Raw genomic sequence first — 16,414 nt, 5'->3', positions numbered from 1 at the left:
CTCGGCCGGCTAGACGCCCGCCTCCAGCATGCCGCGCAGCTCCTTCTTGAGATCGCGGATCTCGTCGCGCAGCCGGGCGGCGACCTCGAACTGCAGCTCGGCGGCGGCCGTGTGCATCTGCTCACTAAGCTGGTCGATGAGGTCGGCCAGGTCGCCCGAGGGGAGATCGGCGAGATCGGCGGTGTGCTGGCCGAGCGGCACCGGCGCCCCCTTGCGTCGGCGGTCGCCGGTGGCGGCCAACAGACGCGAGGTGTCGGCGTCCTCGCGCGCCAGCAGATCGGTGATGTCGCCGATCTTCTTGCGCAGCGGCGTCGGGTCGATGCCGTGCTCGAGGTTGTACGCCACCTGCTTGGCGCGGCGACGGTTGGTCTCGTCGATCGCCGCCGCCATCGAGTCGGTGACGGTGTCGGCGTACATGACGACCTGCCCGGACACGTTGCGGGCCGCGCGGCCGATGGTCTGGATGAGGGACCGTCCGGAACGCAGGAACCCCTCCTTGTCGGCGTCGAGGATGGCCACGAGGCTGACCTCCGGAAGGTCGAGACCCTCGCGCAGCAGGTTGATGCCGACGAGCACGTCGTACTCCCCCATGCGCAGCTCGCGCAGCAGCTCCACCCGACGCAGGGTGTCGACCTCGCTGTGCAGGTATCGCGTGCGGATTCCCGCCTCGAGCAGGTAGTCAGTGAGGTCTTCGGCCATCTTCTTGGTGAGCGTGGTGACGAGCACGCGCTCATTGCTCTCGGTGCGTCCCTTGATCTGGCCGATGAGGTCGTCGATCTGGCCCTTGGTGGGCTTGACGATGACCTCGGGATCGACCAGGCCGGTCGGACGGATGATCTGCTCGACGACATCGCCGTCGACCTTCTCCATCTCGTACGGACCAGGGGTGGCCGACAGGTAGACCGTCTGGCCGATGCGATCGAGGAACTCGCCCCAGATGAGCGGCCGGTTGTCCATGGCGCTCGGCAGCCTGAACCCGTGCTCGACGAGCATGCGCTTGCGCGACATGTCACCTTCGTACATCGCGCCGATCTGCGGGATCGTGACGTGCGACTCGTCGACCACCAGGATGAAGTCCTCGGGGAAGTAGTCGAGTAGGCAGTTGGGCGCCGAGCCAGGCGCGCGGCCGTCCATGTGCCGCGAGTAGTTCTCGATGCCCGCGCAGGTGCCGACCTGCTGCATCATCTCCAGGTCGTACGTGGTGCGCATGCGCAGCCGCTGCGCCTCGAGCAGCTTGCCATCACCCTCGAGCTCGGCCAGGCGCTCACCGAGCTCGACCTGGATCGTCTCGATGGCTCGGGTCATGGTCTCGGGTCCGGCGGCGTAGTGGGTGGCCGCGCCGACGTACAGCTCGGTGTCCTCGCTGAGCACCTCGCCGGTGAGGGGATGCAGCGTCATGAGCCGCTCGATCTCGTCGCCGAAGAACTCGATGCGGACGGCCATCTCCTGATAGACGGGGAAGATCTCGACGGTGTCGCCCTTGACCCGGAACGTGCCGCGCGTGGACGTGACGTCGTTGCGGACGTACTGGCCCTGCACGAGCGTGCGCAGCAGATGATCGCGTGACATCTGCTCACCGACCCGGAAGCCGATCATCCGGTCGAGGTACTCCTGCGCCGACCCGAGGCCGTAGATGCACGACACGCTGGCAACGACGATGACGTCGCGGCGGGTGAGCAACGACCAGGTGGCCGAGTGACGCAGCCGCTCGACCTCGTCGTTGACTGAGGAGTCCTTCTCGATGTAGGTGTCCGTCTGGGGGAGGTAGGCCTCGGGCTGGTAGTAGTCGTAGTACGACACGAAGTACTCGACCGCGTTGTCGGGAAGCAGGTCACGGAGCTCGTTGGCGAACTGGGCCGCGAGAGTCTTGTTGGGCATCATCACCAGCATCGGACGCTGCAGTCGTTCGGCCAGCCACGCCGCGGTGGCCGTCTTGCCGGTGCCGGTGGCACCCATGAGCACGACATCCTGGACACCGCCGGTCATCCGCTTCTCGAGCTCGTCGATGGCCGCCGGCTGGTCGCCCGCCGGCTCGAAGTCGGAGACGACGCGGATGGGGGCCACCTGGCGCTGCAGCTCGGACACCGGTCTCATTCGTCCCAGCGTACCGAGCACAACCGACAGAACGCCCAGGCAACCTCGTCGGTTTACTCTGGCCGCATGCCTTCATCAGATCGCCGCGCAGCTCGTCGCCAGGAGATCCTCGCGGCCACGCGCAACCTGTTCGACGAACGAGGAGTGCGTGATGCCCAGATCGAGGACATCGCGAAGGCCGTCGGTATCAACCGGGCCATCATCTACCGGCACTTCTCTGGCAAGGAGGAGCTCTTCGCGATGGCGCTCGTCGGCTACCTGGATGAGCTCGACGTCGAGCTGGAGGAGGCTGCCGAGTCCTCGAAGGATCCCTCTGAACGGCTGATCGCGATCACCAACGCCTTCCTCGACTACGGCGAGAGATACCCAGCCTTCGTCGACTGCGCCCAAGCGTTGCTCCGGCGTCGAGGGGACGAGCTGATGGCGGAAGTCAGCGAGCCGGCGATGTTCCGGCTCGGACGGTCCATGACCGCATGCACCGCACATGTCGTGAGCGTGCTCGAGGACGGCACGAAGGAGGGCGTGTTCGACGTCCCGAACCCCGACCTCGTCGCCAACATCTTCTACACCCAGGCTCTGGGCGTGCTGAACCTGGCCACCTTGCGGATCTCCGTACGCGCTCTCGACCCCGGCCATCCCCGGGTCGATCCGGTGTCGTTCGACGAGGTGAAGGAGTACGTCGCCCAAGCCGCCTGCGCGATGGCGCGGGGACCTGCCCCGGTGTCCTGAGCTCTACGCCTCCAGGATCGCGACGACGCCCTGGCCGCCGGCCGCGCAGATCGAGATCAGGCCGCGGCCCGATCCCTTCTCGTGCAGCAGCTTGGCCAGATTGGCAACGATGCGCCCGCCGGTGGCCGCGAACGGGTGCGCGGCGGCGAGCGACGATCCCTTGACGTTGAGCTTGCTCCGGTCGATCGACCCGAGCGGCTCGTCGAGACCCAGCTTCTCCTTGCAGAACGCGGGGTCCTCCCACGCCGCGAGCGTGGTGAGCACCTGCCCGGCGAAGGCCTCGTGGATCTCGTAGTAGTCGAAGTCCTGCAGGGACAGTCCCTGGCGCGCGAGCATCCGCGGCACCGCGTAGACCGGCGCCATCAGCAGGCCCTCGGCGCCGCTGACGTAGTCGACGGCGGCGGTCTCATAGTCGACGAGGTACGCGAGCGGGGTCCAGCCGCGACGCTCGGCCTCCTCGTCGGAAGCGAGCAGCACGGTGGAGGCACCGTCGGACAAGGGCGTGGAGTTGGCCGCCGTCATGCTGGCACCCTCGCCTTTGCCGAAGACGGCCTTGAGCGTGGCGAGCTTCTCCATCGAGGAGTCGGCGCGCATGTTGTTGTCGCGCTCGACGCCCAGGTACGGCGTGACCAGGTCGTCCTGCCAGCCCTCGTCATAGGACGCGGCCAGGTTCTGGTGCGACTTCACCGCGAGCTCGTCCTGGGCCTCGCGGGTGATGCCCCACTCCTTGGTGGTGATGGCCTGACTGTCGCCCATCGACAACCCAGTGCGGGGTTCGGCGTTGCGCGGCTGGTCGGGGATGAGATGCCCGGGACGGATCTTCGCGACCGCTGCGAGACGGCCCTTGTTGTCCTTGGCGTTGTTGGCCTCGAGCAGGATCTTGCGGAGTTTGTCGCCGACCGCCAGCGGCGCGTCGGAGGTGGTGTCGGCGCCGCCGGCGATACCGAACTCGATCTTGCCGAGCGCGATCTTGTTGGCGACCTGGATGGTGGCCTGGATGCCGGTGTCACAGGCTTGCTGGATGTCGGCGGCCGGCGTCTCGGCCGACAGGCGGGAGCCGAGCACGGTCTCACGAGCGAGATTGAAGTCGCGGCTGTGCTTGAGCACGGCGCCGGCGACGAACTCGCCGGCGCGCTCGCCCTCGAGCCCGTGGCGCTCGACGAGCCCGTCGAGGGCAGCGGTGAGCATGTCCTGGTTGGACACGTTGGTGTAGACCGTGTTCGAGCGCGCGAACGGAATGCGGTTGCCACCGATCACGGCGACCGGGCGGACGGAGCCAGCCGGGGTGGGGCCACTCAGGGCGGACGCCGCCTTGGCGGCTGCCTTCTGTGCGGTCTTCTTCGTCGGCGACGTGTCCGCCATGACGTGCTCCTTGCTGTTCGTGGATCGTTCTCAGTCTGGGACGATGTGGGCGTGTGCGCCTCACCACACAGGTGGACTGGCCCTGTCACACGAGGTTACAGTTCCACGAGACATTCAGATACCGATGGTATGCGAGAGATAGGACACATCCGGCCATGACGGATCGTTACCAGGACCTGGCCCACAACCCGATCGGCAAGTTCGTGGTCAAGAACCTCGGACTGCCGAACCCGCCCTACCTCGAGCGCTACGAGGGCGGCCCTCTGGTCAAGGGCACGGTCCTGACCGGCGCGGCCACCCAGACACCCGTCGCCAAGGCCGTCACTGCGGCCCTCAAGGCGGCCAGGATCGGGGCCACCGGCGTCCCGTCGGGCACCAAGAAGTACAAGGGGCTGGTGTTCGACGCTTCAAGCATCGACTCAAGCGAGGGGCTCGTGTCGCTGCAGGAGTTCTTCACACCCGTGCTGCGTCAGCTGGAGGCGTGTGGACGGGTCGTCGTCCTCGGAGCGCTCCCCGACGAAGCCGTGTCCGAAGCAGCGGCCCTCGCCCAGCGTGCACTCGAGGGCTTCACCCGTTCGCTGGCCAAGGAGGTCGGCAACGGCAGCTCCGTCAACCTCGTCTACGTCGCGAAGGGTGCGGAGTCGTCAATCGGCTCCACCCTGGAGTTCCTGCTCTCCCCCAAGTCGGCCTACGTGTCCGGTCAGGTCATCCGCATCGGGCTCACCGACCTCAAGGACGCCGACAAGGCGGGCGACCCCGCCAAGCCGCTGGCCGGCAAGGTCGCTCTCGTCACCGGCGCGTCGCGGGGTCTGGGTGCCGCCGAGATCCGTGCGCTCCACCGCGACGGCGCCACCGTCGTCGGACTCGACATCCCGCCGCTCGAGGCGGACCTGAAGGCGCTTACCGACGAGCTCGGTGGCGGTGCCATCTCGCTCGACATCACCGCCGCGGACGCGCCCGAGGAGATCGCCGCCTATTTCAAGAACAACCACGGCGGGGTCGACATCATCGTGCACAACGCCGGCATCACCCGCGACAAGCGGTTGCGCAACATGAAGCCGGAGAACTTCGCGCTCGTCGTCGACATCAGTGTCGGCGCTCCTCAGCGCATCACCGACGAGCTGCTCGACCAGGGCCTGATCCGCGAGGGCGGCCGCATCGTGGGCATCTCGTCCATCGCCGGCATCGCCGGCAACAACGGACAGACCAACTACGGCACGGCCAAGGCCGGCGTCATCGGGTGGATCCAGTCGCTGAGCAAACGGGTGGCCAAGGACGGCATCACCGCCAACGCGATCGCCCCGGGATTCATCGAGACGGAGATGGTGAAAACGATCCCCCTGGGGATCCGCGAGGCCGGCCGCAGGATGAACTCCATGTCGCAGGGCGGCCTGCCGATCGACGTCGCCGAGGCCATCGCTTGGTACGCCAACCCGGGGTCGTCGGCCGTGTCCGGCAACGTCGTCCGCGTCTGCGGTCAGAGCCTGCTGGGTGCCTGACATGACGACGCGGTCGTTCGACAAGGCGCCGTCCACTGCGCCACTGATGCTGAAGGCCGTCCTGCCGGCGATCCCCGTGGTCGGCGAGCTCCCCGGTATCAAGCACGGCAGCGGCTCGGTGCCGGACCTGACCCTGGAACGACGGAACGTCTCGACGAAGCCAGGTCATCTGGAGCAGTACAACGAGGTCTGCGGCTTCCCCCGAAGCAACAACCTGCCGGCCACCTACCCGCACATGGCGGCCTTCGCGCTGCACATGGCCCTGATGACCGACACCGCGTTCCCGTTCGCCCCCATGGGCCTGGTGCACCTGCGAAACAGCATCACGCAGCACCGTCCGATCGGCGTCGACGAGACGTTCGACATCTCGGTCCGGGCCGCCGACCTCCGCCCGCACAGCAAGGGGCGCCTGGTCGACGTCGTCACGACCGTCAGCATCGACGGGGTGGTCGTGTGGGACGAGGTCACCACGCTGCTCTCTCGCGGCCGCGACGGCGGCACGGAGAACAGCACGCCTCCGCTCGCGGGAGTCGAGGCTCCCGACGGTGTCGTTCACTGGAAGCTGGCGGGCGACCTCGGCCGGCGGTACGGCGCCGTGTCGGGCGACCGCAACCCCATCCACCTGTACCCGATCACCGCGAAGGCCTTCGGGTTCCCGCGGAACATCGCTCACGGCATGTGGACCAAGGCGCACGCACTGGCCGCGCTGCAGAACAAGCTGCCGAACGCCTTCACGATCGACGTCGAGTTCAAGAAGCCGATCCTGCTCCCGAGCACGGTCGTGTTCGGCAGCAACATCGACGGAAACGTCATCACGCTTGGCGTCACGAGTACCCGCAAGCCGTCCACGCACCTGGTCGGTCGCATCGCGCCTGCGTAACGCTCCCTGTAACTCGTCGTTACAGTCGCTGGAGGAACACGTATGCGTGATCGACCGACCTTGGCCCGACTGCTCGCGTCGGCCTTGGTGCTGAGCGGCCTGACGCTGGGCGGCCCGGCTCCCGCCCAGGCGGCCGGAAGCAGCTGGGAGCCGAGGCCCGAGGACCACCCGAAGACGGCCAGGCAGACCGACGTGCCGATCCGCATGTCCGACGGCACCGTGCTGCGCGCCGACGTCACGCGTCCCGCGGATGCGGCGGGCCAAGCCGTCGACATGAAGCTCCCCGTGATCGTCACGATCACGGCGTACAACAAGACCGTCATCGCCGGCGGGGCCGGCGGACTCGCGGGACCGGATCCGAACCACCTGGTCAAGCGCGGCTACGTCCAGGTCGTCGTCGACGCGCGAGGCACCGGGTCGTCGGGCGGCCGCTGGGCGGCGTTCAGCGCCCGCGAGAACAAGGACTCCAGCGAGATCATGACCTGGGCGCACTCGCAGCCCTGGAGCAACGGCATCACCGGTATGAGTGGCGCCTCCTACATGGGCATCAGCCAGCTGTTTGCCGCCTCGGCCAAACCTGCTGGCCTGAAGGCCATCTTCCCGCAGGTCCCTGGCGCCGACGTCTACCGCGACGTCGTGGCATCCGGCGGCCAGCTGGACGTCGGATTCATCCCGTTGTGGCTCGGACTGATCACCACCACCGGAATCCTTCCGCCGGCCTATGCGGCCTCCGACCCGGCGTCGACGATCGGGGTGCTGGTCGACCGCATCATGACCGCCGGGGCCTTCACGTCCCCACTCCTCATCACCGCTGCCCTCGGCGGCGACCCGAACTACGACGGGCCGTTCTACGCCGAACGCTCGGTCATCAACGTGATCGACCAGGTCGACGTGCCGACGTTCTTCATCGGCGGCGAGCACGACCTCTTCCAGCGCGGCACTCCCCTGCTGTTCGAGAACCTCCGCAAGCGTGGCGTCCCGACGAAGATGATCGTTGGGCCGTGGGACCACGTGGAGGGCTCGTCCGGGGAGAAAGTGGGCGACGCGGGCTACGGGTCGCTCGCCGATCTGCAGCTCCGCTGGTTCGACCACTACCTCAAGGACTCCCCCGATCCCGCGCTCGACTCCGACATCCCGAACCTGACCTACTTCGACCAGGGCCCGGACACCTGGACCACCTCGTCCAACTGGATCGAGGACCAGCGCGCCACGAGCTTCCGGCTCTCCGGCTCGGCCACCATCGCCGAGCCGGGCGGACTCACCACCGAGGCGGTGAGCGACGGCACGTCGGACGTCCTTCCGGTCCCGGTCGCCGGTTTGTGCACCCGCTCGGCCAACCAGTGGACGGCCGGGGTGATGAACTCCTCCGGATTCGACAACCCGTGCCTGAAGAACAACGCGTTGAACGACAAGCTCGGGGTGGTGTTCGAGACCGAGCCGGTCACGTCGCCGGTGCAGATCCAGGGGCCGATCAACGCGCATCTCTTCACGTCCAGCAACAGCGGTGACGGCATGCTCTCGGTGGCCGTGGAGGACGTCGCACCCGACGGCACGGTCAGTCGTCTGACCGGTGGCTGGCAGGTCATCTCGCACCGCACGCTCGACGACTCACGCACCCGCACCCTCGACGGGAAGATCATCCAGCCCTATCACCCGTTCACGCGGGAGGCGCAGAAGCGGCTCGCGCCGGGCGAGGTAGCCCCGATCGACGTCGAGGTCTTCCCGACCGCCGCCACGATCCAGCCCGGGCACAAGCTCCGGCTGGCCGTGCAGGCGTTCGACGTTCCCCACCTGCTGCCATCGCTCGGTCTCGCGCCGGGCTCGCTCACCGTGATGAAGGTGCACGCGTCCGACAAGTACCCGTCGGAGCTGACGCTCCCGACAGTTCCCTGACGGTGCTCAGTCGGCCGGGTTCACCCGGCGGATGAGGCCCTCCTGGGCGATGGTCGCGAGCATGTCGCCGTCCTCGCTGAACACCCGGCCGATGGCGAGCCCGCGGGCGCGTGACGCCGACGGCGAGTGCTGGTCGTAGAGGAACCACTGGTTGGCCTCGGTCGGCCGGTGGAACCAGATGGTGTGGTCGAGCGATGCCACCTGCATGTCGGGGGAGCCGATCAGCCGGCCGTGCGGGATGAGCGTGGGGCCGAGCAACGTGAGATCGGAGAAGTACGTGAGCACGGCGTTGCGCAGCCGGCGGTCGTCCGGCAGCGTGCCCGCGAACCGGAACCACAGGCGCTGCGTCGCCGGGTCGTCGCCGGCGGTGACGAGCCTGGCGTCGATCGCCGACCACTCCTTGACCCACCAGTCGGCGGCCTCGGGATTGATGGTGCGGATGATGTCGGGCATCGGTGTGCACTCGTCGGGCGACGGGACGTCCGGCATCTCGTCCTGGTGGTCGAACCCGTCCTCGACCTTCTGGAACGAGACGGTCATGTAGAAGATGATCGCGCCATGCTGCCGTGCGGCGACCCGTCGAGTGGTGAACGAACCGCCGTCGCGGACGTTCTCGACGTCGTAGATGATCGGGATGCTCAGGTCGCCGCCGAGCAGGAAGTAGCTGTGCAGCGAGTGGACGTGACGCTCCTCCGGTGCAGTGAGCTGTGCTGCCACGAGCGCCTGCGCGGCGACCTGTCCGCCGAACACGCGGATGAAGCCCGTGTCGTCCAGCTGCCGTCCGCGGAACAAGCCCTCGTCGAGCTTCTCGAGGTCGAGCAGGTCGATGAGCTCCGTCAGCGTCGCAGGCACGGCCACACCCTACCCACGCTCACGGGAGAGAAACTCACCCGTCGCGAGAGAAAAATTCACCGCCCGCGAGAGAGAACGTGACTGCTGCCACGACGGGAAATCTCGAGAGGAGTGTATGACTTTCTCGCGACCGGGTAGGAAGTCTCTCGCGAGGGGTGAATTTCTCTCTCGCGAGCGATTAGTGCTCGTTGTTCTTGCGCTGGCGGGCAAGGAACTTCTCGAACTGGTCGGCCAGCTCCTCGCCGCTCGGGATCGACTCGTCCTCGGCGAGCAGCGACTGCGCGGCTCCGCGGGTGAAGGCGTCGTACTGTTCCTCCAGACCCGACAGGACGTCCTCGCCGTCCTGCGCGGCGATCTGCTGCTCGATCTCGGCCAGCGCCTCGCCCTGGGAGGCGCGCAGCGTCTCGTAGTCGAGCTGCAGGCCGAGCCGGTCAACCACAGCATCGAGCAGGGCCACGGCGGCGGTCGGGTAGTCGACCTGCGCGAGGTAGTGCGGCACGTGGACGACGTAACCGGCGGCATCGAGACCCCGCTGCGCGAACCGGTACTCCAGCAGTGCCTGAACCGATGACGGCACTCGCACCTCGGCCGACCACAGGTTCTTGCGGTCGACGAGCTCGGGTCGCGAACCGTGCGCGGTGATCATGGGCGGACGGGTGTGCGGGACCCCCATCGGCACCGCACCGAGCCCGAGGGTGAGCGGAACGTTGAACTCCTCGACGACCTCCTGGACACCGTCGACGAACGACTCCCACCGGAAGTCGGGCTCGGGTCCGGAGAGCAGCAGGTACGGGGTTCCGCCGTCGTCGTGCTCGAGCACGATCTCGAGCGAAGGGTCCTCGTAGTCCTGGTAGTGGTCGGACCGGAACGTGATGAACGGACGACGGGCCCGGAAGTCGTAGAGCTTGTCGAGATCGAAGCGACACACCACCTCGCCATGGCCCGTGCGGAGCTGGGTGGCCGCGAGACGCGGAGCAGCTCCAGCGGTCAGGAAACCGTCGAGAGCATGGATGAGGACAGGTCGCTCGGACGGATTCACGGGTTCGTCATCACGTCGGGAAAACCACTTCATCGTCAGCGCCTCACGCGTCCGGCTTATTCCGCCCGAGCGCGGCCAGGATGTCGTCGGCGATCGCGTCGGGGGTGAGACCGAGCCGTCCGAGGATGACGTCGCGTTTGGCGTGGTCGAGGAACTCCTGCTCGACGCCGTGGACGCGCACCGGAACCTCAGCTCCGGCGTCGCGAAGGGCCTGGGTGAAGGCCGCGCCGACGCCACCCTGACGTCCGTTGTCCTCGACCGTGACCACGAGCCGGTGCTGGGCCGCGAGCTCGACGACGGCCGGGTCGAACGGTTTGACCCACCGGGGATCGACGACGGTGACGCCGAGGCCGGAACCCCGGACGATCGCAGCCGCGTCAAGGGCGGTCTGGGCGAGACACCCGGCGGCCAGCACGAAGACGTCTGGGGACTCGTCGCTGGCAAGCACGTCGGCCACGCCGAGGCGCTCGAGCGCGGGTACGTCGGGACCGACCGCACCCTTGGCGAACCGCACGACCGTGGGTGCGTCGTCGACGTCGACGGCCTCGCGCAGCAGCTCGCGCAGCTGGGAGCCGTCGCGCGGTGCCGCGAGACGCAGGCGGGGCACGATCTGCAGCAGCGACATGTCCCACATGCCGTTGTGGCTGGCGCCGTCGTCACCCGTGACGCCAGCGCGGTCGAGCACGAATGTGACGCCGCACTTGTGTAGCGCGACGTCGAGCAGCACCTGGTCGAAGGCCCGGTTGAGGAACGTGGCGTAGACGGCGACGACGGGGTGCAGCCCGGCCATCGCCATGCCCGCGGCGCTGGTGACTGCGTGCTGTTCGGCGATGCCGACGTCGAACACGCGGTCGGGGAACTTGTCGGCGAACGCATCGAGACCGACCGGATAGAGCATCGCGGCGGTGATGCCGACGACGTCGGGACGCTCGTCGGCGATGCGCACGATCTCGTCGCGGAACACCGAGGTCCAGCCGGCCGGCGCCACGGCGGTGGCGTCGCCGGTCTCGCGGTCGAACGGCGGCGCCTGGTGCATCTGGTCGTTCTCGTTGGCGACCGCGATGTCGTAGCCCTGGCCCTTGGTGGTGATGGCGTGCACGAGCACGGGGCCGCCGAACCTGCGGGCCTGCGCCAGTGCGTGCTCGAGCGACGGCCGGTCGTGGCCGTCGACCGGACCGATGTACTTGAGCCCGAGGTCCTCGAACATCCCCTGCGGCGCGAGCGCGTCCTTGATGCCCTTCTTGATGGCGTGCAGGGCATCGTAAAAGGCCGGACCGACCGCACGGGTGCGGTTGAGGCGGTCCTTGATGGCGCTGAGCGCCGGCTCATACCTGGGGTTGGTGCGGATCTCAGTCAGTCTGTTCGCCAGTCCGCCCACAGTCGGCGTGTAGGACCGGCCGTTGTCGTTCACCACGACGACGAGGCGGCGGTCCTGGCCGGCGGCGATGTTGTTGAGTGCCTCCCACGCCATGCCGCCGGTGAGAGCGCCGTCGCCGATGACCGCGACGACGTGGTCGTCCTTGCCGAGAATCTGGTTGGCCTTCGCCATCCCGTCCGCGTACGACAGGCTCGTGGAGGCGTGCGAGTTCTCGACCCAGTCGTGCTCGGACTCGCCCTGGCACGGGTAGCCGGACAGCCCTCCCTCCTTGCGCAGCGTGGAGAACTCGCCGGCACGACCGGTGAGCATCTTGTGGACGTACGACTGGTGGCCGGTGTCCCAGACGATGCGGTCGCGCGGGGAGTCGAAGACCCGGTGGATGGCCATGCCGAGCTCGACGACACCGAGGTTGGGGCCGAGATGGCCGCCGTTGGCGGCGACCGTGCAGATCAGGAGCTCGCGGATCTCCTCAGCGAGGCGGGTGAGCTCCTCGTCGGACATCTGCCGTAGGTCGGCAGGTCCGGTGAGGGTGTCGAGCACGGCCATTGGGTCAGTCTAACGAGTGCGGATCAACCCGCGGGGGTGGTCAGGAGCGCTCTCAGGACCCGTCGACATATCGACCGCGAACGTGGGTGAGGACCTCCGCCGAGCTCGTCTCCACGTGCTCCACGACTCCCTCCAGGAGGATTCCCCAGCCGACATGACGTGGGGGCGCGGACTCCAGCCGGACGCCCAGCCAGGCGGACGCATCGGCGAGCACCGGTCCCCACTCCGACTCACGCCACTCCCCCAGCGTGAACGGCCCGCCAGGCGCGGGAACCGTGCCGGCGAACGCCTCGGCGAGGTACGTGTGGCCGGGTCCGAGAACGTTCACGATGAGCGTCGTGGGTGGCTCGTCCCACAGGTTCGACTCCTCGTCGACCAGCCCCAGCACGTGCGCCGGGTCGCCCGCGGCCACCAGGAGCGACGAGACGGTGAGGCCGCGCCGTTCGCGTCCGGAACCGGCCGCCCAGACCGTCACCGGAGCCGGCAGGTGCCCGCGAAGGCGCCGGAGCGGGTCGCGCTCGCCCTCGGGCGGCACGAACGGGTGCTCGGAGTGGATCGTCACACCTGTCAGCGTAGGCCGGTCAAGCCAGTTGGTGCTGGAACGCGTAGGCGGCCGCGGCGGTGCGCGACTTCACGTTCGTCTTGCCGAAGATGTTGCTCAGATGACGGGCGACCGTCTTCTCACTGAGGAAAAGCTCGGCTGCGATCTGTGGGTTGGTGCGGCCGGCCGCGACAAGGCGGAGCACCTCGAGCTCCCGCGCGGTCAGGCCGTCCGGTCGCGCCCGTCCCAGCAGACGCTCCACCTCGCGCTGTGCCAATGGCGCTCCGAGGTCAGCGAACGTCCGCCCAGCCACCTGGAGCTCCGCAGCAGCCGAGTCCTCGTCGTCCATCGCCCGGAACGCCTGTCCGATGCGGGTGCGGGCCCAGGCCGCCTCGTACCGGGCGCCCTGGCTGAGCCAGCCTCGCCATGCCGTGCGCAGATGCGGCAAGGCCACGGATGGCTCGTCCACGGCGAGGCAGACGGATCCGCGCGTGTATGCGGCCGAAGCAGACAGCGCCGGAGTGGCAAAGGAGGCGGCGATCTCCTCCAGCTCGTCGGCAGCTGCGGAAGCGCCTTCGATGTCGCCGGCCGCGAGCAGCACCTCGACCGCGACCGGAATGACCCGGCTTCGGCGTACGGGGTTGTGGTCCTCATCGAGCTGTCTCCTCACCGCGGCTCCGGCGGCGTCGACTCGTCCCTGCCCCAGCCACAGCAGCGCCAGGCCGGGCTGTGGATCATGGCCGTGCTCGTCGGCCGCGGCGTACGCGGCTGCAGCTGCGTCGAGATCACCTGTGAGGCGGAGCACCTCTCCGCGTTCGTAGTAGACCTCTCCGACCGCGCGACCCAGGCCCAGCTCCTGGTAACGAGCCTCGGCGAGGGTGAGCTCTTCGAGCGCGTCGGCCCAGGCACCCTGGGCCCGCATGATCTGGGCCCGGTGTACAGCCGCCTGCCCGGTGTACTGGGCGAGTCCCTGTTGCTGTTCGCACCAGGTGGACAGCATCCTGGTCCAGTCCGTCATCCGGCGGACGTCATCCAGCTCCTGGCAGGCCTCGATCATCGCGCAGTAGACCCTGCCTGCCATGATCGAAGTGACTTCGCCGGCCGCAACGCAGACCATCGCCTCGTCCAACAGGGCAAGGCCCTCCGGCACCCGACCTTGGTAGATGAGCATTCGGCCCTGGCACACCATGCCGATCGCGACGAGGTCGGGTTCACCGTGCCGGCGGCCGGCTTCGGCCACCGATACTGCGAGGTCGTGAGCGGTCTCGACCTGCCCGCCGAAGACGTGGTGAAACATCTCGTGCATCCTGAGGTAGCCGTGCTCAGCGGTGTCGGCCTCGGACTCCAACAGACGTGAGGCCCGCGCATGCCAGCCCTGGGCCGCAGCGTGGTTGCCCGAATTGTGAAGCAGCGTGGTCAGCTCGAGCGCGTCGCGAGATGCGGCAAGGTGGTCACCACGCTCGCTGGAAACCTGGAACGACCGCTGCAGGGCACGAACGCTCGTCTCCGTATCGCCGACCAAATAAGCCGCGGTCGACAAGGCATGGAGATCGGCGGGTTCGAGCTCGGCGAGGTCGGGAACGGACAATCGGTCTCGAGCGGCTGTCCATTCGCCCCGCTCGAACGCCTCTCGACCCCGGATGAGCTCGTCGACGATGTTCACCGCAACCTCCATGGGGAAGGCTACGCCTACGGTCCGTCGTCAGACAGATCTGACCGTCGCTCGACTCGGCGCGCTTCTGCGCTCAACAATGTGGTTCGCGATGAAGCCCGCGTCGCGGTTCGCCCCGGCGATCAGCATCGATGACGCGGCGTACTGGAAACCGAGTCCGCAGAAGTACAGACCGGGTGCGGCATCGACGATCCCCCGCATCTCGACGGGCCAGCCGCCTTCACCGAGGATCGGCAGGTCGATCCATCCGAAGGCCTGACGAAAGCCGGTGCACCACACCACGTTCGACACGTCGGCGACCCGACCACCCTCGAGGACGGGAAGGCCGTCCTGCACGCCGACGACGCGTTCGTGAAGCCGCTCGACACCGCGCGCGACCAGGTCCGAATCCTTGACGCGCAGTGCCGGCGCACCGTGGAACCGGACCTCTTCCATCATGTGTCGGCCCATTGGGGTCCGTCTGGTCATCACGTGCTTGAAGACGAACACCAACATCGGGAAGAAGACCTTGAACATCGGCGACTCGAGCCGCACGGGGATCTGCCCGCGGTCGCGGCCGCACAGGATCGTGGGCTGCTCCGCGGCGATTTCGTACGCCACGTCGGCACCGGAGTGCGAAGCGCCAACCACCAGGACCGCTCCCTCGCGCATCTGCGCGGGCCGGCGGTACTCACTGGAGTGGAGCTGCATGATCATCGGGTCGAGCTCGTCGGCGAACTCGGGGACGTACGGAGTCCGGCCGAACGTCCCGGTGGCGACGACGACGTTGTCCGCGAAGATCGAGTCGTCTCCGACCGTGGCCACGTAGCCGTCGCCGTGGGCGGCGAGCCGATCGACCCGGGTGCCGAGACGCACCGGAAGGTCGAAGTGCTTCGCGTAGGACTCTAAGTAGTCCCCCACCTCGTCCTTGCCCGGGAACGACCACGGGGGTGCCGGGAACGGTAGGCCTGGCAGTCCGTCATACCTCGCCGGACTGTAGAGCTTGAGGGTGTCCCACTGCCGTCGCCAGCCGTCGCCCACGCGGTCGTTGCCGTCCACGATCAGGCAGTCCCGCGCGTTGCGCCGCAGGTGATAGGCCGTGCTGAGCCCGGCTTGGCCGGCTCCGATGATCAGCGTCTCGATGTGTTCGACAGACATGATGACCTCCAGGTGATGAGGTCTCACACGGTAGGAATCGCGGCCCTGACGCCGCATCGGGCGATCCACCCATTCGGGAATCCGGTGCATGGGTGGGATGGCGCAGACGCAGGAAACCAGGGTTCTCACCGATGTTGCCGCGTGGTGCCCAGTGGCATCGTCGGTGCCATGGCGACCCTGACACGTTCGAACAACCGCATGATCGGTGGTGTCTGCGCAGGCATCGCCGAGCGGTACGGCTGGAAGACCCGGAATGTCCGGATCGTGTTCGTGCTGTCCGGCATCCTTCCCGGACCGCAGTTCGTGATCTACCTTGTGATGTGGGCCGTTCTTCCGAAGCCACCCGGCCCCGCTGACAGCTAGTCGAGGAGACTGCGCAGCACGTACGGCATGATGCCGCCGTGCCGGTAGTAGTTCGCCTCGCCGGGGGTGTCGATCCGGACGACGGCGTCGAACTCGACGTCATCGGCCTTGACTTTCACGGTGCGTGGCGTGTTGCCCTCGTTCATCGCGGTGATGCCGGTGACCTCGAACGTCTCCTCGCCGGTGAGGCCCAGCGACTCGGCGTTCTCACCCTCCGGATACTGCAGCGGCAGCACGCCCATGCCGATGAGGTTCGAGCGGTGGATGCGCTCGTACGACTCGGCGATGACGACCTTGACGCCGAGCAGCGCGGTGCCCTTGGCGGCCCAGTCGCGGGACGAGCCGGAGCCGTACTCCTTGCCGGCGAGCACCACGAGAGGCACGCCCTCGGCGATGTACTTCTCCGACGCCTCGAAGACCGTGGTCACG

Annotated in this window: 13 protein-coding genes and 1 pseudogene; 5 read left to right on the top strand and 9 right to left on the bottom strand. The window is 67.8% G+C overall.

What is annotated here, in order from left to right; genetic code table 11:
• Positions 1–9 precede the first annotated feature (9 nt).
• Positions 10–2,094: an excinuclease ABC subunit UvrB gene (uvrB, locus tag ACRDPN_RS12065; RefSeq protein WP_431448122.1), complete on the bottom strand. Its 2,085-nt coding sequence runs from the start codon at positions 2,092–2,094 to the stop codon at positions 10–12.
• 66 nt (positions 2,095–2,160) lie between these two features.
• Here uvrB and ACRDPN_RS12060 point away from each other — a divergent pair, with 66 nt between their 5' ends.
• Entirely contained in the window at positions 2,161–2,823 is a 663-nt protein-coding gene (locus ACRDPN_RS12060) for a TetR/AcrR family transcriptional regulator (RefSeq protein WP_431448119.1), read from the top strand.
• Between the two features lie 3 nt (positions 2,824–2,826).
• Here the strand turns inward: ACRDPN_RS12060 and ACRDPN_RS12055 are convergent, their stop codons facing one another.
• Positions 2,827–4,185 (bottom strand): acetyl-CoA C-acetyltransferase, encoded by a 1,359-nt coding sequence (locus ACRDPN_RS12055; protein ID WP_431448116.1) that lies wholly within the window; start codon positions 4,183–4,185, stop codon positions 2,827–2,829.
• A 155-nt stretch (positions 4,186–4,340) separates the two neighbouring features.
• Here ACRDPN_RS12055 and ACRDPN_RS12050 point away from each other — a divergent pair, with 155 nt between their 5' ends.
• The 3 genes from ACRDPN_RS12050 to ACRDPN_RS12040 are packed head-to-tail and all read left to right on the top strand — an operon-like array spanning position 4,341 to position 8,457.
• Positions 4,341–5,684 carry a 3-oxoacyl-ACP reductase gene (locus ACRDPN_RS12050; RefSeq protein WP_431448113.1) on the top strand — a complete coding sequence of 448 codons (1,344 nt, stop codon included), beginning with the start codon at positions 4,341–4,343 and terminating at the stop codon, positions 5,682–5,684.
• 1 nt (position 5,685) lies between these two features.
• The gene (locus ACRDPN_RS12045; protein ID WP_431448110.1) at positions 5,686–6,564 is read left to right on the top strand and encodes a MaoC family dehydratase; all 879 of its coding nucleotides are present in this window, start codon (positions 5,686–5,688) and stop codon (positions 6,562–6,564) included.
• A 42-nt stretch (positions 6,565–6,606) separates the two neighbouring features.
• Positions 6,607–8,457, top strand: a complete 1,851-nt coding sequence (locus ACRDPN_RS12040) for a CocE/NonD family hydrolase (protein ID WP_431448107.1) — start codon at positions 6,607–6,609, stop codon at positions 8,455–8,457.
• Between the two features lie 6 nt (positions 8,458–8,463).
• On the opposite strand, the gene ACRDPN_RS12035 is transcribed toward ACRDPN_RS12040, so the two are convergent.
• From ACRDPN_RS12035 to ACRDPN_RS12010, 6 genes are all read right to left on the bottom strand, one after another.
• A complete protein-coding gene (locus ACRDPN_RS12035; RefSeq protein WP_431448104.1) occupies positions 8,464–9,309 on the bottom strand; it encodes an acyl-CoA thioesterase in 846 nt (281 codons plus the stop codon).
• Positions 9,310–9,487: 178 nt separating this feature from the next.
• Positions 9,488–10,348 (bottom strand): PAC2 family protein, encoded by an 861-nt coding sequence (locus ACRDPN_RS12030; RefSeq protein ID WP_431448101.1) that lies wholly within the window; start codon positions 10,346–10,348, stop codon positions 9,488–9,490.
• 43 nt (positions 10,349–10,391) lie between these two features.
• A complete protein-coding gene (dxs, locus tag ACRDPN_RS12025; protein WP_431448098.1) occupies positions 10,392–12,272 on the bottom strand; it encodes a 1-deoxy-D-xylulose-5-phosphate synthase in 1,881 nt (626 codons plus the stop codon).
• 52 nt (positions 12,273–12,324) lie between these two features.
• Positions 12,325–12,834, bottom strand: a complete 510-nt coding sequence (locus ACRDPN_RS12020; protein WP_431448095.1) for a flavin reductase family protein — start codon at positions 12,832–12,834, stop codon at positions 12,325–12,327.
• 19 nt (positions 12,835–12,853) lie between these two features.
• Entirely contained in the window at positions 12,854–14,488 is a 1,635-nt protein-coding gene (locus ACRDPN_RS12015; protein ID WP_431448092.1) for a LuxR C-terminal-related transcriptional regulator, read from the bottom strand.
• Between the two features lie 27 nt (positions 14,489–14,515).
• Positions 14,516–15,622, bottom strand: a complete 1,107-nt coding sequence (locus ACRDPN_RS12010; protein ID WP_431448089.1) for a flavin-containing monooxygenase — start codon at positions 15,620–15,622, stop codon at positions 14,516–14,518.
• A gap of 168 nt (positions 15,623–15,790) precedes the next feature.
• On the opposite strand from ACRDPN_RS12010, the gene ACRDPN_RS12005 reads away from it, so the two are divergent.
• The gene (locus ACRDPN_RS12005; protein WP_431448086.1) at positions 15,791–15,985 is read left to right on the top strand and encodes a PspC domain-containing protein; all 195 of its coding nucleotides are present in this window, start codon (positions 15,791–15,793) and stop codon (positions 15,983–15,985) included.
• Here the strand turns inward: ACRDPN_RS12005 and acnA are convergent.
• Positions 15,982–16,414 (bottom strand): annotated as a pseudogene (gene acnA / locus ACRDPN_RS12000) (aconitate hydratase); the annotation flags it as partial. The gene ACRDPN_RS12005 and the pseudogene acnA overlap by 4 nt on opposite strands.

The organism is Aeromicrobium sp. (assembly GCF_050700635.1).
Classification (GTDB): domain Bacteria; phylum Actinomycetota; class Actinomycetes; order Propionibacteriales; family Nocardioidaceae; genus Aeromicrobium.
This window is presented reverse-complemented; position numbering and strand designations above follow the sequence as displayed.